24 protein-coding genes are annotated in these 20,642 nt (G+C 58.3%); 10 read left to right on the top strand and 14 right to left on the bottom strand.

Annotation, left to right across the window (positions count from 1 at the left end):
- Nucleotides 1-203 precede the first annotated feature (203 nt).
- Nucleotides 204-857, top strand: coding sequence for an invasion associated locus B family protein (locus tag CRP02_RS20140; RefSeq protein WP_013636323.1), 654 nt, complete (start codon nt 204-206; stop codon nt 855-857).
- 127 nt (nt 858-984) lie between these two features.
- On the opposite strand, the gene hspQ is transcribed toward CRP02_RS20140, so the two are convergent.
- The 4 genes from hspQ to CRP02_RS20120 form a co-directional block, all read right to left on the bottom strand.
- A complete protein-coding gene (gene hspQ, locus CRP02_RS20135) occupies nt 985-1,314 on the bottom strand; it encodes a heat shock protein HspQ (RefSeq protein ID WP_003515726.1) in 330 nt (109 codons plus the stop codon).
- Nucleotides 1,315-1,403: 89 nt separating this feature from the next.
- Nucleotides 1,404-2,327 carry a DMT family transporter gene (locus CRP02_RS20130; protein WP_075807527.1) on the bottom strand — a complete coding sequence of 308 codons (924 nt, stop codon included), beginning with the start codon at nt 2,325-2,327 and terminating at the stop codon, nt 1,404-1,406.
- 98 nt (nt 2,328-2,425) lie between these two features.
- Nucleotides 2,426-3,835, bottom strand: coding sequence for a type I glutamate--ammonia ligase (glnA, locus tag CRP02_RS20125; protein WP_003515722.1), 1,410 nt, complete (start codon nt 3,833-3,835; stop codon nt 2,426-2,428).
- A gap of 73 nt (nt 3,836-3,908) precedes the next feature.
- The gene (locus CRP02_RS20120) at nt 3,909-4,247 is read right to left on the bottom strand and encodes a P-II family nitrogen regulator (RefSeq protein ID WP_003515720.1); all 339 of its coding nucleotides are present in this window, start codon (nt 4,245-4,247) and stop codon (nt 3,909-3,911) included.
- Between the two features lie 89 nt (nt 4,248-4,336).
- On the opposite strand from CRP02_RS20120, the gene CRP02_RS27630 reads away from it, so the two are divergent.
- Nucleotides 4,337-4,492 (top strand): hypothetical protein, encoded by a 156-nt coding sequence (locus CRP02_RS27630; RefSeq protein WP_003515718.1) that lies wholly within the window; start codon nt 4,337-4,339, stop codon nt 4,490-4,492.
- A gap of 113 nt (nt 4,493-4,605) precedes the next feature.
- Nucleotides 4,606-6,081, top strand: coding sequence for an NAD(P)H-hydrate dehydratase (locus CRP02_RS20115; protein WP_097172113.1), 1,476 nt, complete (start codon nt 4,606-4,608; stop codon nt 6,079-6,081).
- A 163-nt stretch (nt 6,082-6,244) separates the two neighbouring features.
- Here CRP02_RS20115 and CRP02_RS20110 read toward each other — a convergent pair whose 3' ends face one another.
- Together CRP02_RS20110 and CRP02_RS20105 are read right to left on the bottom strand one after the other, a co-directional pair.
- Nucleotides 6,245-7,282, bottom strand: coding sequence for a GlxA family transcriptional regulator (locus tag CRP02_RS20110; RefSeq protein ID WP_003515714.1), 1,038 nt, complete (start codon nt 7,280-7,282; stop codon nt 6,245-6,247).
- Between the two features lie 270 nt (nt 7,283-7,552).
- Nucleotides 7,553-7,771, bottom strand: a complete 219-nt coding sequence (locus CRP02_RS20105) for a hypothetical protein (RefSeq protein ID WP_097172112.1) — start codon at nt 7,769-7,771, stop codon at nt 7,553-7,555.
- A gap of 239 nt (nt 7,772-8,010) precedes the next feature.
- On the opposite strand from CRP02_RS20105, the gene CRP02_RS20100 reads away from it, so the two are divergent.
- Nucleotides 8,011-8,949, top strand: coding sequence for a LysR family transcriptional regulator (locus tag CRP02_RS20100; RefSeq protein WP_003515711.1), 939 nt, complete (start codon nt 8,011-8,013; stop codon nt 8,947-8,949).
- A gap of 64 nt (nt 8,950-9,013) precedes the next feature.
- Here the strand turns inward: CRP02_RS20100 and CRP02_RS20095 are convergent, their stop codons facing one another.
- Together CRP02_RS20095 and CRP02_RS20090 are read right to left on the bottom strand one after the other, a co-directional pair.
- Nucleotides 9,014-9,934 carry a methylenetetrahydrofolate reductase gene (locus CRP02_RS20095; protein WP_097172111.1) on the bottom strand — a complete coding sequence of 307 codons (921 nt, stop codon included), beginning with the start codon at nt 9,932-9,934 and terminating at the stop codon, nt 9,014-9,016.
- A gap of 105 nt (nt 9,935-10,039) precedes the next feature.
- Entirely contained in the window at nt 10,040-10,816 is a 777-nt protein-coding gene (locus CRP02_RS20090; RefSeq protein WP_097172110.1) for a formyl transferase, read from the bottom strand.
- Nucleotides 10,817-11,008: 192 nt separating this feature from the next.
- Between CRP02_RS20090 and CRP02_RS20085 the strand changes: the two genes are divergently transcribed.
- Together CRP02_RS20085 and CRP02_RS20080 are read left to right on the top strand one after the other, a co-directional pair.
- A complete protein-coding gene (locus CRP02_RS20085) occupies nt 11,009-11,170 on the top strand; it encodes an entericidin A/B family lipoprotein (protein ID WP_097102870.1) in 162 nt (53 codons plus the stop codon).
- A gap of 145 nt (nt 11,171-11,315) precedes the next feature.
- Nucleotides 11,316-12,068 carry a phosphodiester glycosidase family protein gene (locus CRP02_RS20080; RefSeq protein WP_179784082.1) on the top strand — a complete coding sequence of 251 codons (753 nt, stop codon included), beginning with the start codon at nt 11,316-11,318 and terminating at the stop codon, nt 12,066-12,068.
- A gap of 1 nt (nt 12,069) precedes the next feature.
- Here the strand turns inward: CRP02_RS20080 and CRP02_RS20075 are convergent, their stop codons facing one another.
- A complete protein-coding gene (locus CRP02_RS20075) occupies nt 12,070-12,420 on the bottom strand; it encodes a hypothetical protein (protein ID WP_003515702.1) in 351 nt (116 codons plus the stop codon).
- A gap of 390 nt (nt 12,421-12,810) precedes the next feature.
- On the bottom strand, nt 12,811-13,077 hold the full coding sequence (locus CRP02_RS27625; protein ID WP_179784081.1) for a hypothetical protein: 267 nt from the start codon (nt 13,075-13,077) through the stop codon (nt 12,811-12,813).
- Here CRP02_RS27625 and CRP02_RS20065 point away from each other — a divergent pair.
- Together CRP02_RS20065 and CRP02_RS20060 are read left to right on the top strand one after the other, a co-directional pair.
- Nucleotides 13,076-14,479 carry an L-serine ammonia-lyase gene (locus CRP02_RS20065; RefSeq protein ID WP_097172109.1) on the top strand — a complete coding sequence of 468 codons (1,404 nt, stop codon included), beginning with the start codon at nt 13,076-13,078 and terminating at the stop codon, nt 14,477-14,479. The two genes, CRP02_RS27625 and CRP02_RS20065, sit on opposite strands and share 2 nt — an antisense overlap.
- 65 nt (nt 14,480-14,544) lie before the next feature.
- The gene (locus CRP02_RS20060; protein WP_003515697.1) at nt 14,545-14,982 is read left to right on the top strand and encodes a DUF1489 family protein; all 438 of its coding nucleotides are present in this window, start codon (nt 14,545-14,547) and stop codon (nt 14,980-14,982) included.
- A 95-nt stretch (nt 14,983-15,077) separates the two neighbouring features.
- Here the strand turns inward: CRP02_RS20060 and CRP02_RS20055 are convergent, their stop codons facing one another.
- The 3 genes from CRP02_RS20055 to CRP02_RS20045 form a co-directional block, all read right to left on the bottom strand.
- Complete coding sequence (locus CRP02_RS20055) at nt 15,078-15,686, bottom strand: transglutaminase-like cysteine peptidase (RefSeq protein ID WP_019566128.1); 609 nt, start codon at nt 15,684-15,686, stop codon at nt 15,078-15,080.
- Nucleotides 15,687-16,441: 755 nt separating this feature from the next.
- Nucleotides 16,442-17,059, bottom strand: coding sequence for a PilZ domain-containing protein (locus CRP02_RS20050; protein WP_097172108.1), 618 nt, complete (start codon nt 17,057-17,059; stop codon nt 16,442-16,444).
- A gap of 184 nt (nt 17,060-17,243) precedes the next feature.
- Nucleotides 17,244-17,801, bottom strand: coding sequence for a PAS domain-containing protein (locus CRP02_RS20045; RefSeq protein WP_097172107.1), 558 nt, complete (start codon nt 17,799-17,801; stop codon nt 17,244-17,246).
- A gap of 360 nt (nt 17,802-18,161) precedes the next feature.
- Between CRP02_RS20045 and CRP02_RS20035 the strand changes: the two genes are divergently transcribed.
- A complete protein-coding gene (locus CRP02_RS20035) occupies nt 18,162-18,935 on the top strand; it encodes a rhomboid family intramembrane serine protease (RefSeq protein ID WP_097172105.1) in 774 nt (257 codons plus the stop codon).
- A gap of 154 nt (nt 18,936-19,089) precedes the next feature.
- Entirely contained in the window at nt 19,090-19,524 is a 435-nt protein-coding gene (locus CRP02_RS20030) for a CBS domain-containing protein (RefSeq protein WP_003515681.1), read from the top strand.
- Nucleotides 19,525-19,660: 136 nt separating this feature from the next.
- Here CRP02_RS20030 and CRP02_RS20025 read toward each other — a convergent pair whose 3' ends face one another.
- Nucleotides 19,661-20,587: a patatin-like phospholipase family protein gene (locus CRP02_RS20025; protein ID WP_038491283.1), complete on the bottom strand. Its 927-nt coding sequence runs from the start codon at nt 20,585-20,587 to the stop codon at nt 19,661-19,663.
- Nucleotides 20,588-20,642: the final 55 nt, after the last annotated feature.

The following is a 20,642-nucleotide window of genomic DNA, read 5'->3' as shown; positions in this document are numbered from 1 at the left end:
AGGGCGGGAAATCTTGGGTTGCCTCAAGAAAAAGTTAAAGAAGTGCTGGATATCGCCGCGAACGGCATGTAACAGGGTGGCCGGAAGAGACGGGTCACGCATTTGCCTCATTTAAACGACAGTTGAACGGGCAGAAGGATACCGCCATCGGCGAGCAGGACCCGCGGTTCTGTTCTGGCAGACATTCAGGAGACGGAACTCTTATGATGCAAAAGGCAAACACATTCACCCGGACAGCTCTGTCCGCTCTCGTTCTTTCCCTGGGCGCGGTTTCCGCTCCGGCCATCTCGCAGGCACAGGATGCTCCCGCCAATCAGGGCGCTGGCGCTCCGCCGCTCGGCTGGTTCAAGACCTGCTCCAAGCAGGAAGACAACGATGTCTGCGTCGTGCAGAACGTGGTTCTTGCCCAGAACGGCCAGATGATCACTGCCGTCGGCCTCATCACTGTCGAGGGCAAGGTCAACCGCAAGCTGCTCCAGGTTTCCGTTCCGACCGCGCGTCTCATTCCCCCGGGTGTGATGATGCAGATCGACGGTGGCAAGGGTCAGAAGCTCGATTACGCCGTTTGCCTTCCCGACAAGTGCACGGCTGAAGTTCCGCTGACGGACGCCATGATCGCGTCGCTGAAGAAGGGCAACGAGATCGTCTTCACCTCGATCAACTTCCGCCGCGCGCCGAACCCCATCAAGATCGCGCTTACCGGCTTTACCGGCGCTTATGACGGCGCGGCTATCACCCAGTCGCAGCTCGCAGAAAGCCAGCGCAGCCTTCAGGAAGGCATGCAGAAAAAGGCCGAAGAGGCCCGCAAGAAGCTGGAAGCTGCTCAGGACGCCGCAAAGGGCGCGCCGAAGCCCTGATCTCTTTACGAGAACACGAAAAAACCGGCCTGTTTTCAGGCCGGTTTTTTTATGCGCGGTTTTGATCCGACGGATTTTCAGTAAAAACGCACAGCGCCCTTATGATTGTTGTCAAACCGGGCCTGCGCTAATGCGCCAGCGACATCTTCGGCCGCCACTCGCCGTTGGGCGCCTTGTCGAACATCCGCTCGATATTGCGGTTCCGGAGCGGCGCCTCGTTTTCATCGTGGACGAGGTTCTGTTCGGAAACGTAAGCGACATATTCCGTCTCATCGTTTTCCGCCAGAAGATGGTAGAAGGGCTGGTCGCGCTCCGGGCGAATATCGGCGGGGATGGCGTTCCACCACTCTTCCGTATTGGCATATTCCGGATCCACGTCAATCACCACACCGCGGAACGGAAACACCTTGTGGCGGACGATCTCGCCAAGCGTAAATTTTGCGTCTCTTTGTTTCATGGTATGAACTTCCTTTCCCACTAATAGTTGGGTGCGGAATGGGAAATATCAAGGGCTAGCGGTATCCGGCCCTTTTTCCCGTGATGCTCTTAAGCGACCCTGCGGCCGATAGGTGCGGTGGCGATGACGACGCCGCCGGTAACCAGCACGATGCCGATGGCGTGATATGTTTCAAACGTTTCACCAAGGAAAAGCGTGGCCATGACAATCGAGACGGGTGGCATCATGTAAAGCGTGATGCCTGCCGTGGCGGGGCCGAAAACGCGGACCGTATGGGTGAAGCAATAAAAGGCAAGCAGCGAGGCGAACAGGATGATGCCGCCGATCTTGGCCCAGGCGATGGCCGTGGCCGGCAGCAGGCCACCATGCGCCAGTTCCACCGCTGCGGGTGGGAGCAGGACCAGCGCGCCGGAGAAGGCGATGAGGCCGAAAAGGCTGAACGAGGCCATTTGCCGCGCCGCGGGATCGCGCAACAGCAGCGAATAGACCGCAAAGGCAATCGCTGCCGTCAGAATGGCGAAATCGCCAATGTTGAATTTCATCTGCCAGAGAGCGGACATATCGCCCTTGAGCACGATTGCCGCCACGCCCGCAAAAGCGATGATCATGCCCGCCACTTCGAGCCTGCGGATCGGGCGGCCCTGAAAGATGCGCTGGAACAGGATGATGAACAGCGACGAAGTCGTGTAGATCAACGTGCCGTTGGCAGCCGTCGTCATTGTGAGGCCCCAATAGACCACGCCGCCGCAGACGCCCATGCCGAGAATGCCAAGAACGAGCCAGAGCAGCGTTTTCTGGCGCACGAAGGCGAGGCAGTTCCGCCAGTCGGCGATCATGAAGGGGGCGATGATGAGGCTCGATCCGATCCAGCGAATGAAGGCGGCAATAAAGGGCGAGACCTCGCCGATGACGCCGCGGCCGAAAATGATGTTGCTGGAGAAAAAGAACGGTACCGCCAGAAAGATGAGCCAGTCCGTGAGGCGTGTTTGCTGAGAGGCTGGCTTGATCGACATTGTTCGCGACATGGCTGGGCATCAAAAGAAAACGGCGGCTTTCCAGGGGAAAACCGCCGAGCGGGAAGGGACGCCTCTAAAGGCGTCCCAAATGCCGGTCAGGCCGAGTAGTACATGTCGAATTCGACCGGATGCGGGGTCATTTCGAAGCGCATGACTTCCTGCATCTTCAGCTCGATGAACGAGTCGATCTGGTCGTCGTCGAACACGCCGCCGGCGGTCAGGAACTTGCGATCCTTGTCGAGGCTTTCCAGCGCTTCGCGCAGCGAGCCGCAGACGGTCGGGATCTTTTTCAGTTCCTTGGCAGGAAGGTCGTAAAGGTCCTTGTCCATCGGCTTGCCGGGATGGATCTTGTTCTTGATGCCGTCGAGGCCGGCCATCAGCATGGCTGCAAAACCGAGGTAGGGGTTCTGGGTCGGGTCCGGGAAGCGGACTTCGACGCGCTTTGCCTTCGGGTTGGAGCCGAAGGGAATGCGGCACGATGCGGAGCGGTTGCGGGCGGAATAGGCCAGCAGAACCGGAGCTTCATAACCCGGCACCAGACGCTTGTAGGAGTTGGTGGTCGGGTTGGTGAAGGCGTTGATGGCCTTGGCATGCTTGATGATGCCGCCGATGTAGTACAGGCAGTTCTCAGACAGGCCGGCATATTCGTCGCCAGCAAAGGTCGGCTTGCCGCCCTTCCAGATCGACTGGTGCACGTGCATGCCAGAGCCGTTGTCGCCGAAGATCGGCTTCGGCATGAAGGTTGCCGTCTTGCCATAGGCATTGGCGACCTGGTGCACGACGTACTTGTAGATCTGCATCTTGTCGGCGCTGGATACCATGGTGTCGAACTTCACGCCCAGCTCGTGCTGCGCGGAGGCGACTTCGTGGTGGTGCTTTTCGACGACGACGCCCATTTCAGCGAGAACCGTCAGCATTTCGGAACGCATGTCCTGCAGGCTGTCGATCGGCGGAACCGGGAAGTAACCGCCCTTGACGCGCGGACGGTGGCCGAGGTTGCCGGTTTCGTAATCCGTGTCGTCGTTGGACGGCAGTTCCGACGAGTCCAGCTTGAAGCCGGTGTTGTAAGGGTCTGCCTTGTACTTCACGTCGTCGAAGACGAAGAATTCCGGCTCGGGGCCAACGAAAATGGTGTCGCCGATACCGGAGGCCTTGAGGTAGGCTTCGGCCTTCTTGGCGGTGCCGCGCGGGTCGCGGTTATAGGCTTCGCCGGAAACCGGGTCGAGAATGTCGCAAAGGATGACGAGGGTAGACTGGGCGAAGAACGGATCGGTATGGGCAGTTGCCGGATCGGGCATCAGCACCATGTCGGATTCGTTGATGGCCTTCCAGCCGGCGATCGAGGAGCCGTCGAACATGACGCCATCGGCGAACATGTCTTCGTCTACGCAGACAACATCCATGGTGACATGCTGCAGCTTGCCCTTGGGATCGGTAAAGCGCAGGTCCACGAACTTGATGTCGTTATCCTTGATCTGCTTCAAGATATCGTTTGCGGTCGTCATTTAAACGTTTTCCTTGAGTGTGTGGTGACGAGGTGAAAAACCTGAGCCTCCCCGGCTCAGGACCTGGTTCCGATTATATGGCGTCCACGCCTGTTTCACCGGTACGGATTCGGATGACTTCCTCGACGTTGGAAACGAAAATCTTTCCGTCGCCGATACGTCCGGTCTGTGCCGCATTGCGGATAGCCTCAATGACGGCTTCCGCATTTTCGTCCGCCAGTACGACTTCGACTTTCACTTTCGGCAAAAAGTCCACGACGTACTCTGCTCCGCGGTAGAGTTCCGTGTGGCCCTTCTGACGACCAAAGCCTTTTGCTTCCGTGACCGTGATTCCCTGAAGTCCGACTTCCTGAAGGGCTTCCTTCACTTCATCGAGCTTGAAAGGCTTAATGATCGCTTCGATCTTTTTCATGAGAAAATATCTCTCCGCTTCTCCCGTTAAAGCAGGTTATTCCCGCTCTGCCACAAGAATGCACGTATTGTGCCAGATCGGAAGCGGGCTTGAAGAAAAAACTTCGCTTGCCCGGCTTTCTGGCACAAAATGCATTCGCTTTTTGTGGTTTTCCAGCCAATTTCTCGCCAAAACCCGAAAAATCCGTCATCAATTCTGTCGGTTTTCCTTATTTTAGTTATGTTGAATATTTTGGAATGCACTGACGGCGTTTTGTTGATTTGTTTATATTTTATGCATTTGATTATTATTTCGCCGCAACCATTTGCTTATTTTTGTATCGATTGCCTTTCCGGCGTTTTGAAGGGATGATCGCTCCATGAAATCCCTATTGAATCTCCTTCTTATCGACCCGGCTGTGATGGCCCGCATCGATGCGGCCTCGGGCCAATCCGGCATTCCCCTATACGATCTTATGGAGCGGGCAGGGCAGGCGGTCGCTGCTTCGGCCCTTCGCCACTATCCGGACGCGCTGCGTTTCGTCGTGCTCTGCGGAGGCGGCAATAATGGCGGTGATGGTTACGTGGCGGCACGCTCGCTTGTGCAAAGCGGGGCGACAGTTGCGGTTCATCATCTTGGCCACGTCACGGCCATGAAAGGCGATGCCCGGACAGCTTTCGAGGGCAGCGGCCTCACAGCCCTGCCGCTTGGCGACTATGTGCCCATGGCTGGTGACTTGGTGATTGACGCGGTGTTCGGTGCCGGATTGTCCCGCGAGATTCCGTCGGAGCTTCGGCGCGTGATCGATGCGGTGACGCAGGCGGCCGTGCCGGTTCTCGCCGTCGATCTGCCGTCTGGTCTTTGCGGCAGGAGGGGCGTGCCTCTGGGTGCATCGTTCAAGGCGGAGCGGACCGTAACCTTCATGGCGCGAAAACCCGGCCATCTGTTGATGCCGGGGCGGGAACTGTGCGGTACGCTTGAGGTGTTCGATATCGGCATCCCCTCCCGCATTCTTGCCGCTCATGCGGGATCGGTTGCGGAAAACGATCCACTTGTCTGGCGCGACGCCTTGCCCCGTTCCGAAATGGAAACGCATAAATTCCGCCGTGGGCATCTGACCGTCTTTTCCGGACCGCCACATGCGACGGGAGCAAGCCGCATGACGGCAATTGCGGCGCTGAAGGCGGGGGCGGGCATCGTCACCATCGCCGCACCAAAGCAGGCGCTCGACGTGCTTTCGGTGACATTGACGGCGGTGATGAGCGCCGGTCTGGATGATGCGGACGATCTGCGCCACTGGCTGGACGACAAACGCCACGGCGCTTTCGTCCTCGGTCCCGGTTTCGGCGATCTCGAAAAGGCGCGGCAATTCGTGTCCCTGCTCGGGGACAAGGTGGTGGTGCTGGATGCCGATGCGATCACCGCTTTCAAGGACTGCCCGGAAACCCTGTTCGACCGGATGATTTCAGGCGCGGGGAAATTCGTATTGACGCCGCATGAGGGCGAGTTTGCTCGGCTCTTTCCCGATCTCGCCACTGACATGTCACTGAGCAAGATCGAGAAGGCGCAGACCGCATCGGCGCGCAGCGGCGCAGTGCTGGTCTACAAGGGTGCGGATACGGTCATCGCCGCGCCGGACGGCCGTGCGCTGGTCAATACCAATGCGCCGTCGAGCCTTGCGACGGCGGGGTCAGGCGATGTGCTGGCTGGCATCATTGGCGCATTGCTTGCGCAGGGAACGCCTGCCTTTGAGGCCGCCGCTGCCGGTGTCTGGCTGCATGGCGAGGCGGGCAGCAGGGCGGGTGCAGGTATGACGGCAGAAGATCTCGCCCACGCGGTGCGGCCGTTTGCGTGACCTTGAGTTGGTGTCCACTCCGTCACCCCGGACTTGATCGCAGGAGATACCTTTCGCTGCGCAGACGCGCCGTGGCTGGATGCCGGATCAAGTCCGGCATGACGGAGGGGAGGTTTTCATCCCTGAGACGAGGGATTTTTCGCCCTAGAGGTTTAAAGCCGCGTCAGTGCGCGGCTTTGCCCTGGCTCGCGGTTGCCATCCGCGAGGCGCTGATCAGCAGCTTGCGTTCCGCCCGTTCCTGTTGCGGCGTGCGATTGTAGATTTCGCGATAACACTTGGAGAAATGCGAAGCGGAGACGAAACCGCAGGCAACGGCAACCTCGACCACTGGCATGGCCGATTGCACCAGCAGGTGGCGGGCGCGGTCCAGGCGGATTTCAAGATAGTAGCGGGCGGGTGAGCGGCCCATTTCCTGCCGGAATAGACGCTCCACCTGTCGGCGCGACAGATCGGCCGCATCGGCGATGTCGAGCAGCGACAGCGGCTCGGACAGATTGCCCTCCATCAATTCGATGATCGACAGGACCTTGCTATTCTGAACGCCGAGGCGCGCACGCAGTGGCAGGCGCTGGCGGTCGTTGGGGCTGCGCACCCGGTCCGTCAATTGCTGCTCGCAGACGCGGTTGACGAGATTTTCGCCGAAATCCTGACCGATCAGGCTCAGCATCATATCGAGCGACGCGGTGCCGCCGGCGCAGGTGTAGATGTTGCTGTCGACCTCGAAGAGATCTGCATAGACTTCGACCTGCGGGAAGGCTTCGGAAAAACCAGGCAGGTTCTCCCAGTGGATCGCACAGCGTTTGCCGTTCAAGAGACCGGCCTGCGCGAGGATATGTGCGGCGGTACAGAGGCTGCCGATGGCGATGCCGCGATTATAGGCTTCACGCAGCCAGGCATTGACGGATTTGTTGATGTGCTGGTCGACATCGATGCCCGAACAGATGATCGCCATTTCAACGCGGTTTTCGCCGCTGACATATCGGCGCTCATCGGCAAGACAGGTGTCGACCTCAAGACAGATGCCGCTTGATGACATGACCTTCTGGCCGTCGAGCGAGGCGAGGCGCCATTCGTAAGCCTGATACCCCAGCATGCGATTGGCGATGCGAAGCGTTTCAACCGCTGCGGCGAACGGCAGCATGGTAAATTGCGGAATGAGAAAAAAGACGATTGAGCGTTTCTTCTGGGAGTTCCTGCTCATTTGCCCGTGCTCCGTTGCGAATACGCAATTCCTCCCTTGGAATCGGTCTTCTGGATGTCCTGTTTCCGACATCTTTAACGAAAAATACGCCGTGGAATCCGGGCTGTCAAAAAATAGCTTTTGAAATATGCAAAATTTGCGACAAGCCTTTTTAAAGGGCGTCGTGTCGCATGTAAAACAGGCAGGTCACTTTACGCCTCTGCCGGGGCGTTTCGGGATTGGCGGATGGCTCGCAAGTCCTGAGACGGTTGCGAGCCATGGGGTTGCGCATCATTTGCGGATGACCCTGATGCGGCTGCTGTCGGTTGTCGGCCATCCAATGTCCTTCAATGTTTCAGGCGGCAAAGCTTCCAGCGCGCGGAGCATTCTTGCGCGCTTCCATGACGCATGGAGAGCGGAAATCTGGCCGGACAGGCGCTGGAGCCAGCTACCGGTCGAGGGGCGTTGCGACGAACGGTTCGCTGCGGGGTGATAATGTATCATGGCCATGTCTTGATCCTTTCGTGAACCACGATCCTGTTTACGGCTTCGGTATGCGCTTACATATCTCATCAAACAAGAGAATGAATTTTATGTCATTCATCAATTTTAGGAATGACTTGCGCTCGCTGCCTGCCGGACTTTCTGTCTTTCCGTGATGGGCCAGCGCTTCATTCCGACAAGGCGTTAGTTGCCCTGTCATTCGATGTCCCGGATGGTGCGCCTGTGTTGACATTCAATCAAACGAAATGATATCCATCTATAAATCAAAATATTTGAAGGTTCGTGCCATGACCGTAACTTTCCGCCAACCGCTGCCGCTGCTGGATAACGACATTCTGAGAACCTTCGTCGCGATTGCCGAGACCGGGAACTTCTCCACCGCCGCAGAGGTGGTGTTCAGAACGCCGTCCGCCGTTTCCATGCAGATAAAGAAGCTGGAGGAACAGCTGAAGACGACGTTGTTCCTGCGCGATGCCCGCTCGGTGACTTTGACGGCGCATGGCGAAACGCTTCTTACCTATGCGCGCCGCATGATCGCGCTGTCCAACGAGGCCGTGTCGCGTTTCGTCATGCCCGAACTGTCTGGCGTCGTCCGGCTCGGTGCGCCGGAAGATATTGGCGAGCGCGGTTTGCTCCCGGGTATCCTCAAGCGTTTTGCCGAGGTTTTCCCCGGCATCATGATCGATGTCACGATCGATTCCAGTTCCAATCTCTACAAGCGCATGGATGAACGGCGGCTGGATCTGGCACTGGTCAACTGTGCGTCGCATCCGCTGCGGGATACGGGCGAGGTGCTGATGCGCGAACGTCTCGTCTGGGCAGGGGCGAAATGCGGCACGGCCTATCTGCGCGATCCGCTGCCCATATCGATCTGGGAAGAAGGTTGCATCTGGCGTTCGGAGGCAATCAACTCGCTTGAAAAGCGCGGGCGCAATTTCCGCGTGGCCTATCTCAGCGGCCATACCATGGCGCAGCGCGCAGCAATTGCCGCCGATCTCGCCATCGCGCCCCTGCCGCGCTCCTATGTGCAGAACGACATGGTCATTCTCAGCGACAAGGAAGGCCTGCCGGAACTTGGTTATTTCGATATTCGCCTGATCACGGGCGAAAGACCCTCGCGCCCCATCCTTGCGGTCGCGGAAAGCATCCGCAATGCCTTTGTCGAGGTCGCCAAGGCGGCCTGAGGTAGATCTTTATAACGGGAGTGCGCGACGGCGAGCGTCCGTCGCGCCATAGGCAAAGGTGGGCTTAGATCGCTACCGTGTCCCGCTTTGCGGAAAAGTCCGCATCGCCGGTTTGCCAGCTTCCACGACCGACCAGCCAGTCTGCCGAATTCTGTAGCCCACCAAAGGGGAAAACGTGGATTTGCCGGATCGGGCCTGCCGGATTTGCCTGCCAGTGCCGTTCGATAGGGCCGACCACGCTTTCCGGTGAATGGCCCTTGGCCAGCGTCGTCAGGGAGAGTGCGTTCTTTTTCAGATAGGCGATGGAATTGCCGACGCCGCAGAGTGCTGCATATTTCAGCAGCGTCGTGATCCTGGCCGGGCCGGAGACGCCGATATGCACCGGCAAGTCGATGCCGGAGGCGGCAAGTCCTTCCGCCCAGGCAATGAAGCGCGCGGGGTCGAAGCCGAACTGGGTGACGATGCGCATTGCCGCATCGCTTCTTTCGGCAAAATCATACTTCAACTTCAAGGCGGCCGTCGCCATCTCTTCGCTGAAATTGGGGCTGCCTTCGGGATGGCCGGCGATTGCAATCTGATTTATCCCGCAGCGATCGAAGATGCCGGTCGACAGCATATCCATGCTGGATGCGAAGGGTCCGGCCGGCTTCGCGACGCCACCGCCGACTACCAGCACATCCGATACGCCCGCTTCGCCTGCCAGCCGCTTCACCTGCTCCTCGAATTCCACGCGAGACGATATGCGCCGTGCCGCGAGATGCGGCACTGGTGTGTAGCCGAGATCGCGAAGATGTTTTGCAGCGTCGACCAGCCTGTCCTGCGAGGCCTGTCCGGTGTCGGTCAGATAGACACGCACGCCCTGTGGAAAGAGACCGGCAAGGCTTGCCGGGCCGAGCACCTGTGCGGGTGAGGCTTCAATGGAGGCGGCAATGGCGGGAGAGGTCGAGATATCGTGCAATTTGAATTTGGTCCTTTTCCTTATCATGCACCGGTTTTTTGCCCACGTCTTTGCCTGTTGCGGCAAGACAGCCCTGCATCTGCGACGAAGCTTGATTTCACGCGTTCGGCTGGCGGCAATGGCTGGTTGTTCTCACCAGACACGTTTGGTGAGGCCGTTCCACAGCCATGTCCAGATTGCCGGCGGAAACCGCAGTACCGATTTGCCAGGCAAGGGCGGTTGCGGCGCAAGGCTGCCGGAAAGGGCGTCCTCGATAGCGCTGACCGCAATATCGACCGAGGCGGCGGTCAGAAGCAGGGGGTAGGTGGCAATGGTATCGGAAGGCGAGGGCTTCAGCCGCTTTTCGTAAAGGGTTGCGCCGGTATCCACGCCCTTGTCGACCAGATGCACGGTTGCGCCGAAATTACCCCGGTCCTTTTCCACCAGCGCCCAATAACCGCCCATCTGGCCGCGATAGGCGGGATTGATGCCGGCGTGGAAATTGATGACCGGGCAGCGCAGGGCTTGAAGGGTTGCCGGTGTCAGAAGGCGGCAGGAAATGGTGAAGATCGCCGCCGGTTGCAAGGTGTTGACGGCCTTGTGGCACTCTTCGTCGTTCAGGGAGGCAACGTGTGTAACGGGAACGGCCTGGCCGAGATCGGCAGAGAGGCCATGTTCGGCAATGATCTCATTGGTGCGCCGAACAGCGAAGCGCTTGCCGAGTCGGGAGGCGATCATCGTCGCCATCTGGCCTGCGGCCGTCATCCAGCCGAGCCGCCGCGCCCGTCTCTTCAGAATGGCCGATTTGCTCTCCGCCTGCTCCACGATGACATGGATATCCGGAAACCGGGCGGCCAGCGCATTGATCATGACATTGGGGTTCAGCCCGCCCGCCGTCATCACCAGTAGCCGATTGTTTATCTCAGTCATGTCACCCACACGATTTTCCCGATCATGATCCCTGCACCCGAGTTTCCCTCGCGAAGTTCAAAACCATGTTAATTTTCACCGACAGGATTTTTTCAAACGCCGGTGGAACCGATTTCCAATGCTCACGTTATTGTGACGCATATCACATCGGCGCTTGCCTTTGGACGGCAAGTCATAGGGGAGTTATTTCAAATGATCACACGTATTCTTTCGACCGTTTTCGTGGCTTTGTTGACCGTCGTGACCTTGAGTTCCTGCGGTAATACCATTCGCGGCGTTGGCCGGGATACGGCAAATGCAGTAGACGCCACGCAGGACGCAGGACGTAACGTAGACCGCGCCGCGCGTCGCTAAGTCTCTCCCCTCCAAGGTCTGGCGTCTCCCTGAATGAAGGGGGCGCGTTTTCTTTGACCTGATTTCACCGTCACAGTTCATGAAGTAAGAATCGCGCCGTCTCATACGCGCGAAAGGGCATGAACGGGCGTCGATGAAAAGACCGATGAAAACACTGATTGGCTTGCTCCTGCCATTGCTTTTGCCGTTTTCGGCTGAGGCGGGCGGACAGGCGGATTTCTGCAAAACCTTGGAGCATGCTGGCGGACGTTACATTGTCTGCAGTTTCGATCCGGCGAAAAGCATGATCCGGATTTACGACCGAGATCATGTCTCGGGTGAGGGATATCGCTCCTTCTCCAATCTATCCTCCGCCCTGTGGCGGCAGCACATGTTCAGCGTCTTCGCCATGAACGGCGGCATGTATCATTCCGACTATTCTCCCGTTGGCCTCTTTGTCGAAAACGGCGTCGAACGTTCGCCGATTATTACCGGCGGCGGGTGGGGCAATTTCCATCTTCTGCCGAATGGCGTGTTTTATCTGAAGGGTGCAATGGCGGGCGTTCTGGAAACGCAGGCCTATGTCTCTGCCGGCTTGAAGCCGGATTTTGCCACCCAGTCCGGCCCGATGCTGGTGATCGATGGAAAGCTGCATCCGCGATTTCTGCCCGATAGCGACAGCCTGAAACGCCGCAACGGCGTCGGCGTGTCGCGCGACGGCATGGTGCATTTCGCGATTTCGGAAAACACCGTGCGTTTTTACGACTTCGCGACGTTGTTCAGGGATGTACTGGATGCGCCAAACGCGCTTTATCTCGACGGGACGATTTCCAGTGTCGACATTCCCGCGATGAAAAGACGCGATTCCCTGTTTCCCATGGGGCCGATTATCGCTGTCGTCGACAGGGTGCCTGACTAAGTCAGATCGGTGCCTTGGGGTAGGCTTTTTCGAGGCCTGCCGATGCCGTCAGTCCCTTGCGGAAGGCCAGATAGGCAGGATGCTGGCTGGCCTTGGCCGCTTCCGTGATGCGTATCTGCAGCCGGGCAGGGGCGTTACAGCCCAGCCATTCGCCTGATGTCTCCAGTTTCAGGCTGTTGAGGAAGCGGGCATTGGCCTGTTGATCGAGATAGAGATTGAGGCCGGCCAGCAGGTTTTCATCCTGCAACACGTTTTCCATCAAAAGCAGCACCCACGCCTTGTCCTCGCTTGCAAGCGAGGCAAGTTTCGATGCGACCGTCTCGCGGTCCGGAAAAGATGATGCCTGCTGCATGTAATGACGAATCCCGTTGCCGATTTCTGTCGATAAGGCAGAGCCGAAAGGCTTTCAAGGCACAACAGTCCGGACACGGAAATTCAACCCTGGAATGCCGATTTCCGCTGGCTTCAACAGGTGTTTGTGCGAAACCTTCATAAACCGGTTACACTTTGGTTCAAATTGAGGCGAACGGCGAAAAGGGGTAACCCGAAAGCTCCGATCTAACGCCTTGTTTTTTCACACACCTATGCAACTGGCGAATGGCAGCCCGTCAAAAACGCCTTCATTTAGCCGCTTTTTGCATTTGCGTTCTGCGCCGGATTTTAATAAATGCTTCCCCCAACGGGCCCGGTCTTGAAGATCGCCCGGAGAGTGAATAGCTGGAGTAATCATGGAAGAAACCGCTCAGAAATCCTGTTGGGCCGTTACCTTGCGCGCGCTTGCAGGCTTTGCCGCATTTCTCGCATTGACGTACATTTTTGGCAGCCCATAAGCACTTCTCATGAATGACGGGTTTTGAAACGGCGCGGTTTCCTCTGGAAACCGTGCTGTTTTCGTTTCTGCGGCCCGCATGTCGCAGCTGCAAAAGCCGGTGCCGCTCTTTTGTGGCGATCCGTCGCGGCTTTGGATATGATGGTGGTGGAATCCATTCTTATTCAAGGTAAGCCTCATGTTTCTTTCGGTCTTCGACGTCTTCAAGATCGGTATCGGTCCTTCCAGCTCGCATACCATGGGGCCGATGACGGCGGCGAACCGCTTTCTTGCGCTGATCCTCGGTGATGAATGGCCGCGTCCGGCGGGTGCTTCCGTATCGCGCCTGAAGGTCAGCCTGCACGGTTCGCTTGCCTTTACCGGCATTGGCCACGGCACCGGCCGTGCGGTCATTCTAGGCCTGACGGGCGAGCGGCCGGATCTCGTCGACCCCGACGCCATGGACCCGATCATCGAAAAGGTTGAAAAGGCCGGCACCGTGTCGCCACCCGGCCACCCCTCCTATGAGTTCAACCCAGCCGAGGATCTGGTCTTCGACAAGAAGAACCCGCTGCCCGGCCATGCCAACGGCATGACCTTTTCCGCTTTCGACAATCAGGGCAGGCTGCTTCTCAAGCGCATCTATTATTCCGTCGGTGGCGGTTTCGTCGTGACCGATACGGAACTGGAAGCGATCAAGCAGCGCGGCAAGACCATCGATAATGGTCCGCGCGTGCCTTATCCTTTCGCCACGGCGCGGGAAATGCTTGAGATGGCGGGCCGCTCCGGCCGCACCATCGCCCAGATGAAGCGCGCAAACGAAGAAACGGTAATCTCCCGCGACGAGCTGAACGAGCGCCTCGACCAGATCTGGGAGGCGATGAACGGCTGTATCGAGCGTGGGCTGAAGGTGGACGGCATCATGCCGGGTGGCCTGAAGGTGCGCCGCCGTGCCCGCTCCATCTACGAGAAGATGAATGAGGAATGGCGCAGCAACCGGCTCAATCCTGTCATGGCGAATGACTGGCTGAGCGTCTATGCCATGGCCGTGAACGAGGAAAATGCTGCGGGCGGGCGCGTGGTGACAGCGCCGACCAACGGTGCTGCGGGCGTCGTTCCGGCCACGGTCCGGTATTTCCGGCATTTCCACGAGGATGCGACCGTTGATGATGTTCGCGATTTCCTGCTGACGGCCGCCGCCATCGGCGGCATCATCAAGCATAATGCATCCATTTCAGGTGCCGAGGTGGGCTGTCAGGGCGAGGTTGGGTCCGCTGCCGCCATGGCGGCCGCAGGCCTTGCCGCCGTCATGGGCGGTTCGCCGGAACAGGTGGAGAATGCCGCCGAAATCGCGCTCGAGCATCACCTCGGCATGACCTGCGACCCAATCGCCGGTCTGGTGCAGGTGCCATGCATCGAGCGTAATGCGCTGGGTGCGGTAAAAGCGGTGACGGCCGCGTCTCTGGCGCTGAAGGGTGACGGCCAGCATTTCGTGCCCCTCGATGCCTGTATCGAAACCATGCGCCAGACCGGCAACGACATGAGCGACAAGTACAAGGAAACTTCCACCGGCGGTCTTGCCGTCAACGTTGTGGAATGCTGAGCGGGCAGGGCGTCAGGCATGGCCCGCATGCTTGACGCCCGCCGGAAAAAGGCATTGATAAGCATATGCCTCTACATCTTATAAAACTTTGCGTCGGCGCGGATTCACTCCAGGATTTGAGAGACTGGGTCGCGCATCGCTCGCTGACTGCGATCGCCGCTGGCCTTGAGCCGCACAGCGTCCACACCACGCGGATGATCCCGAAACGGCTTGAAGAATTGCTGGAAGGCGGTTCGCTCTATTGGGTCATCAAGGGCCAGGTACAGGCACGGCAGAAGCTTCTCGACATACGTTCCTTCAAGGGCGACGACGGCATTACCCGCTGCGACCTCATTCTCGGCCCCGAGGTGATCGAGACGTCGCCTGCGCCGAAGCGGCCGTTTCAGGGCTGGCGCTACCTCAAGGACAACGAGGCCCCACGCGATCTCGGCGGCGGTGATTTCGGCGGCGAGGAGATGCCCTCCGACCTCAAGCGGGAACTGGCCGAGCTAGGCCTGCTCTGATAGTCAATGGATGTGATTGAAATGAAAAAGCCGGCTTCCTTGCGGAGCCGGCTTTTTCATTTGGGGAGACGGTATTTGCGTGGGTTTGGCTGGCTTCAGTTGATGCCGCCAACCGCAGTGGTGGCGCGGCCATCCTGTATTTTCACCCAGCGTCCGGGATTGGCGGTGTCCTGACGCTTCAGGTAGGTATATTCGGTCTCCGACCAGTTCATGACCTTGTTGCGCATGTTGTCGAGGACGAAATCACCGCGATCGGTGCGAACGGTCAGAACTGCATGGCCTTCGCCATTCGGCTGCAGAACAACCGTGATCAGTAGGTTGTTGGCGGAGAAGCCCTTGTTCATCAGCATCTTGCGCTTAAGAAGCACGAAGTCTTCGCAATCGCCAACCGTGGTGGGGTAGGCCCAGCGCTCTTCGACGCCGTAGATTTCCATGTCGGTCATCGGGGTGATCGTGGTGTTGGCGGTATAGTTGACGTCGAGCATCGTCTTCCAGCGCTCTTCGGTCAGTTTCATCGGGCCGTTATCTAGCGATGTCGGCTGGCATTCGCTCTGATAGGTCTGGCAGAACTCGTAGTGGCCGATCGGCGGGTTGGCCTTGCCGATCACGCGCATGGCGGCGGATGGCGAAGCGCTGGCCTGATGGGCGATGGCGCTGACGATGAATGCGATCAGAAAGAAACCGAAACGGTTGTTTTTGTTCATTGCTTGTCTCCCCGTGTTGAGGAGACACTCGCATGTATATTTTGACCCAGCGGAAAGATGCGCGTGTCAATTTGAGCTTATATTTCAGCAAATTAGCGCTTGTTTTGAACTGTATTCGAGTTAGTTTTTACGCGTGTTTGAAGCAAATTTTATTACAATTTTACGCATCTCGACCTTAGGTTTTTGGTAGCCATTTAGGTGGCTGTATTGAAAGCGATTTTCGCCACAGAGATATTTTTGCGATGCTGGGTAGTCAGGCCGCGGAGCGTACCGAAGACGCGGATTTCCCGTTTTGGGATTGGTGTTTCAAGTCGGGACAGGGCAAAAAGGCAGCGAAAAAAACTTCAAGAAAACTGTTTTTTCTTGGAAGAAATGCCTGGAGCGGGATTTTCCAGTGCTGTTGTGCGCGAGAACTAACGCGAAATGGAGCGCGCCGGGCACTCTGACCGGATAGTACATCAGTCGGTTTCAACGGAATCCACAATGCGGGAAAGCAGCATTTAAAACTGTCGGCGCAAATGCACGAGCGGCATTTTTGTAGACGAAAGCACTCTGCTCCCATCATTCCGGCCTTGAGCTGGAATCGGATCGATGTGCGTCTGTGTGGCGGGAAAAGCTCTTTCAGCCCAGAGATCTGGGCTGCCTGTATTCCGGCTCAGGGCCCGAGCACCGGAAAGCGATAGCCGTGACAAGATCTGGCGAATGCCGCACTTGCTGCACGGACATACCGCTCCACGGTATTACTGGAAAATGATCTAGAGAAATTCGATCAGGGCGTCGGGCGACTGGACCCGGTCGAATTCGACCGCAACGCCTTCCATGAAGTGGCGTACGATCTTGCCGCTCATGTTCTTGCCAAGCTGGACCCGGGTGCCGAGTGGAGGCCGGTTTTCGATCTCGATGGCTGCGCCCGACAAGGAAAGGTCGATCAGCCGGCAGGCGAGAAGCACGCCGTCTTCCAGCATCAGATGTGCCCGGGTGTTGCGTGGTGTCAGGCGGTCGTGGCGGCGGTCTTCCGGCAGGCCGAGCAGCTGGCGCTTGGCGATCCATGCGAGCTGGGCGGCCAGCTTTTCCCGCTTGCGTTCGGGCGCATTGATGGCAATGACGAAGCCCGACGCGGTAAGCGCCGTAACCGTTCCTTCGATGCGGCCGATATGCTGGAGATAGGCGATGACGCGATCACCGTTGCGCGCAATGCCCGAGCAGGCGAACAGCGCTCTTTCGGCGGTCATCTCGGTTGCGGTGCAATCATATTCCTGGTGATCGGGCAACATGAGGCGGCCGGTGAAGGACACACGGACGGGATCGTCGAAGTGAACCTCTTCAACCGGACGCAGGATTTGGGCGGTGTTGACCGAACGTGATGAGAACATGGACAGCGCAATTGTAACCAATGATGATGGGAAATCTCTACGCCGCCCGGGTTAACAGACTGTATTGTTTAACCCTTACAATTTTTCCAATCGTCAAAATCGTTACAGCTTTGACGTATTTCGTGCGAAATTCCGGCGCGATCATACGCGATCCACCCTCACCATGCGGGGTGGGACACGGCAGTCAGCGGGTTACCGCATGCGGCATGACAGCGGTTCGCGCATTCGTAGAATACGTTGTCGGCGCGATATCCATGCGTAGCAGGCGGCTGCTTTTCATGACGAGGCAACTGATCGGTGCTGCGAATTCGTGACGGGGCCGCTCCGGCAGCAGCGCTCCGAGCAACCTCGGGGCGGCGTCATTATCCGAACTTAGCGGCAATAGCAGCATTTCGAAAGCAAGCGGCGCCGCGCCATGGTCGTCCTCCGCTTCGATATCGAACACCACGGGCAATTGATGTTGCAGGATGCCGCGTGCGACACGGCAGGGGAAGGTGGCACTTGCCGCCGGCCACAGATCCGAAAACGGGCTGTCCCGCAATTCCCGGCCGAACAGGTCGCACAGGTGCGTGCCTGCAAGGCGGAAGAATGGCGTTCTTTCTCCCTTGTCCGCGAGGATGAAGAGGTCGCCGAGATGATGTTTCAGCTTTGCGGGATCGAAGTCTTCTCGGCGGGGCGACGGTTTATTGCCGCGCAGGGCGTCCCAATAGGCATATATCTCCAGTCCGGCCATGCTCTTCATAGCATCGTTCTCCATGTTCGTTTTTGGGACATCATGTCCATCCGAACGTCTGTTACTTGTGGTGTAGCGAATTTCATGCCAACCGATTTTGTTAAGGTTAACAAATGGTTGAGATTGCGCGGCGACCAAGGCCGTGGCATCGCTGCGGCCATGTCGGGGACATGCTCCCAGTCAGCACAATTGATGCTTTCGCCCGTAATTTTACGGCGGGCGTGCAGGCCGGACTGCCCCTTGGGTACAGGCGCTTGAACCGATTGCGGTTTTTGCGTCATGGCCCGAAAGGCAGGACGGCTTTTTTTTCACCCGGGCTTCCTATATTGCTCGGGAGACGCAAATTTCCACAAAAACAGGGATGGAATCATGTCCAACGGCGACGGCGAACAGCCGCCGGTTTCGGAAAGTCAGGAACTGAAAGAGGACGCACATAATCCCGTCTTCAACCTGCCGCCGCTTCTGGTCGGCATATTGGCGGCGCTGCTCTTGGCCTTCGTGGTTCCGGCCTATCTTCTGTCGGAGGATGGCAACGGCTGGTTCATCTTCACCTTCGGCTTCATTCCGCTGCGTTACGCGGTGCCATTATCCCAGCAGGGGCTGGAATGGCTCTGGACGCCGGTGACATATTCTTTTCTGCACGGCGGCATCGAGCATATTCTTTTTAACGGATTGTGGTTGATGGCCTTTGGCGCGCCGGTTCTGCGCCGGATCGGAACGCTTCGCTTCGTACTGTTATGGTGCATATCCGCCGCCGTTTCGGCCTTTGGCCACGCGGCGCTGAACTGGGGCGATGTGACGGTTCTGATCGGAGCATCCGGTGTCGTTTCGGCGCTGATGGGAGCCGCATGCCGTTTCGCTTTCCCGTCACGCGGCGGCTACAGCGCCTCTTTCGGCCATCTGATGCCGAGGCAGAGCATTCTCGCGGCGCTTTCGAACAGGACCGTGCTGATCTTCACGCTGATGTGGCTTTTCGGCAATGTCCTGATTGCTGTCGGCGTGCCGCTGTTTGGCGATGTCGGCGGTGAAGTCGCCTGGGATGCGCATGTCTTCGGCTTTCTGCTCGGCTTCCTGTTCTTCGGCCTGTTCGATCGCCCGATCCGCGGAAACCTTTCCAGTGAGAGTGTGGAACACCCGCTCTAGGGCGATCACGCTCCTTGTCGGTCGTGGCGCAAATTTGCTTGTGCAGGTCCCATCCGGGATTGCATTCGCATAGGCCTCAGCGCACCATGTTCCATGATTTGCAACCGCGGAGAGACTTTGCCGCGTTGCAGATTGCTGACAGGAGGAGGAAGGCATGGCAACATTCGTAAAAGATCTTCTCGACCGCAAGGGCCGGAATGTCGTGACTGTGGGTCCGAGCGTAAGCATCGGCGAGGCGGCGGCAACGCTGAATGCGCACAAGATCGGTGCACTCGTCGTGACTGATGCCGACGGCGTCGTTCTCGGTATTTTCACGGAACGCGATCTGGTGAAGGTCGTGGCAGGCGAGGGCGCTGCCTCCCTTCTGCAATCCGTTTCGGTGGCCATGACCAAGAACGTCATCCGCTGTCATCACAATTCCACCACCGACGAGTTGATGGAAATCATGACCGGAGGGCGGTTCCGCCACATTCCGGTTGAGGACGACGGTCGTCTGGCCGGCATCATCTCCATCGGTGACGTGGTAAAGGCGCGGATCGGCGAGATCGAGGCGGAAGCCGAACATATCAAGGCCTATATCGCCGGATGAGGTTTCGTTTCCGGCGCGTCCGCGATAGTCATTTCGAAACGACTCCGTCATTCCTGTGATACGCGCAGGAATGACGGCGTAGGAGGCCGCTGCTACCGCAAGCTGGAATGCTCAGCACGACTATTTGTGGTGTACGTTAGCGTCGGAACGCCTGCTGCATGCGCTCCAGCTCGGGAACGCGGGCGCGTGTTTCCTCGTATCCCCTGTCGATGGCTTCGCTGGCGCGATGGAATTCCGACAGGCCGATATCGTTGATACGGGGATGCAGCATGAGGTCGGGCGGGTCGCCCGCCAGGCGCGAGCGCGAAATCCGGTCCTGAATGATGTTGAAGGCCTGCACCATGACGCCCGGCAGGCCGGGGCGCGGCGGACCTTCCAGTGAAGGTGCTGCGCCATTCGGGGGCGAAGAGGAATGTTTGACCACGGCAGAGCGGCCGAACAGATCGTAATTGAGATTGACGGCGACGACGAGCGCCTGCTCATAGGCCCTGCAGACCGAAACCGGCACGGGGTTGACGAGAGCGCCGTCGATCAGGGTGCGGCCGTTGCATTGCACGGGCTCGAAAATGCCCGGCAACGCATAGGATGAGCGAAGCGCGGTGACGAGGTCGCCCTGGTGAATCCAGACCTCATGGCCGGTGCGCAATTCCGTGGCGACGGCGATGAAAGGATGCTCGAGGTTTTCGACGCGCAAGCCTTCGAGATGCTCCTGCATGCGCTTGGTCAGCCGCATGCCGCCGAAGAGACCGCCGCCGCCGATCGTCAGATCGAGCAGGCCGGCAATGCGCCGCATCGTCAGCGAACGGGCAAATTCCTCCAGCTCATCGAGCTTTCCGGCGAGATAACAACCGCCGACCAGCGCGCCGATCGAGGTTCCGGCAATCATGCCGATCTTCACCCCGGCCTCGTCTAGTGCCCTCAGGACGCCGATATGGGCCCAGCCGCGCGCAGCACCACCGCCGAGCGCAAGCGCAATCCGGCGAGTATCAACGATCTCGTTGACGATTGTTTCGGTGTTGCCAGCCGCAAGAGCATTGTGACGATTGCTTCCCCAGCCCAACATGACCGTACACTCCCTGCCTGCTCCCAGGACCCGGTCTATTCCTCCCCGAATCCTG

It is taken from the genome of Rhizobium sp. AN5, from assembly GCF_900215255.1.
In the GTDB taxonomy this organism is placed as follows: Bacteria; Pseudomonadota; Alphaproteobacteria; order Rhizobiales; family Rhizobiaceae; genus Agrobacterium; species Agrobacterium tumefaciens.
Note: the sequence above shows the minus strand (reverse complement) of the source record. Positions and strands in the feature narration are given on the sequence as shown.

Excerpts from the sequence above, each read along its gene's own strand:
- CRP02_RS20140 (WP_013636323.1), top strand. The coding sequence starts at position 204 with ATGATGCAAAAGGCAAACACATTCACCCGGACAGCTCTGTCCGCTCTC.
- hspQ (WP_003515726.1), bottom strand. The coding sequence starts at position 1,314 with ATGAAACAAAGAGACGCAAAATTTACGCTTGGCGAGATCGTCCGCCAC.
- CRP02_RS20130 (WP_075807527.1), bottom strand. The coding sequence starts at position 2,327 with ATGTCGATCAAGCCAGCCTCTCAGCAAACACGCCTCACGGACTGGCTC.
- glnA (WP_003515722.1), bottom strand. The coding sequence starts at position 3,835 with ATGACGACCGCAAACGATATCTTGAAGCAGATCAAGGATAACGACATC.
- CRP02_RS20120 (WP_003515720.1), bottom strand. The coding sequence starts at position 4,247 with ATGAAAAAGATCGAAGCGATCATTAAGCCTTTCAAGCTCGATGAAGTG.
- CRP02_RS20115 (WP_097172113.1), top strand. The coding sequence starts at position 4,606 with ATGAAATCCCTATTGAATCTCCTTCTTATCGACCCGGCTGTGATGGCC.
- CRP02_RS20110 (WP_003515714.1), bottom strand. The coding sequence starts at position 7,282 with ATGAGCAGGAACTCCCAGAAGAAACGCTCAATCGTCTTTTTTCTCATT.
- CRP02_RS20105 (WP_097172112.1), bottom strand. The coding sequence starts at position 7,771 with ATGGCCATGATACATTATCACCCCGCAGCGAACCGTTCGTCGCAACGC.
- CRP02_RS20100 (WP_003515711.1), top strand. The coding sequence starts at position 8,011 with ATGATATCCATCTATAAATCAAAATATTTGAAGGTTCGTGCCATGACC.
- CRP02_RS20095 (WP_097172111.1), bottom strand. The coding sequence starts at position 9,934 with ATGATAAGGAAAAGGACCAAATTCAAATTGCACGATATCTCGACCTCT.
- CRP02_RS20090 (WP_097172110.1), bottom strand. The coding sequence starts at position 10,816 with ATGACTGAGATAAACAATCGGCTACTGGTGATGACGGCGGGCGGGCTG.
- CRP02_RS20085 (WP_097102870.1), top strand. The coding sequence starts at position 11,009 with ATGATCACACGTATTCTTTCGACCGTTTTCGTGGCTTTGTTGACCGTC.
- CRP02_RS20080 (WP_179784082.1), top strand. The coding sequence starts at position 11,316 with ATGAAAACACTGATTGGCTTGCTCCTGCCATTGCTTTTGCCGTTTTCG.
- CRP02_RS20075 (WP_003515702.1), bottom strand. The coding sequence starts at position 12,420 with ATGCAGCAGGCATCATCTTTTCCGGACCGCGAGACGGTCGCATCGAAA.
- CRP02_RS20065 (WP_097172109.1), top strand. The coding sequence starts at position 13,076 with ATGTTTCTTTCGGTCTTCGACGTCTTCAAGATCGGTATCGGTCCTTCC.
- CRP02_RS27625 (WP_179784081.1), bottom strand. The coding sequence starts at position 13,077 with ATGAGGCTTACCTTGAATAAGAATGGATTCCACCACCATCATATCCAA.
- CRP02_RS20060 (WP_003515697.1), top strand. The coding sequence starts at position 14,545 with ATGCCTCTACATCTTATAAAACTTTGCGTCGGCGCGGATTCACTCCAG.
- CRP02_RS20055 (WP_019566128.1), bottom strand. The coding sequence starts at position 15,686 with ATGAACAAAAACAACCGTTTCGGTTTCTTTCTGATCGCATTCATCGTC.
- CRP02_RS20050 (WP_097172108.1), bottom strand. The coding sequence starts at position 17,059 with ATGTTCTCATCACGTTCGGTCAACACCGCCCAAATCCTGCGTCCGGTT.
- CRP02_RS20045 (WP_097172107.1), bottom strand. The coding sequence starts at position 17,801 with ATGAAGAGCATGGCCGGACTGGAGATATATGCCTATTGGGACGCCCTG.
- CRP02_RS20035 (WP_097172105.1), top strand. The coding sequence starts at position 18,162 with ATGTCCAACGGCGACGGCGAACAGCCGCCGGTTTCGGAAAGTCAGGAA.
- CRP02_RS20030 (WP_003515681.1), top strand. The coding sequence starts at position 19,090 with ATGGCAACATTCGTAAAAGATCTTCTCGACCGCAAGGGCCGGAATGTC.
- CRP02_RS20025 (WP_038491283.1), bottom strand. The coding sequence starts at position 20,587 with ATGTTGGGCTGGGGAAGCAATCGTCACAATGCTCTTGCGGCTGGCAAC.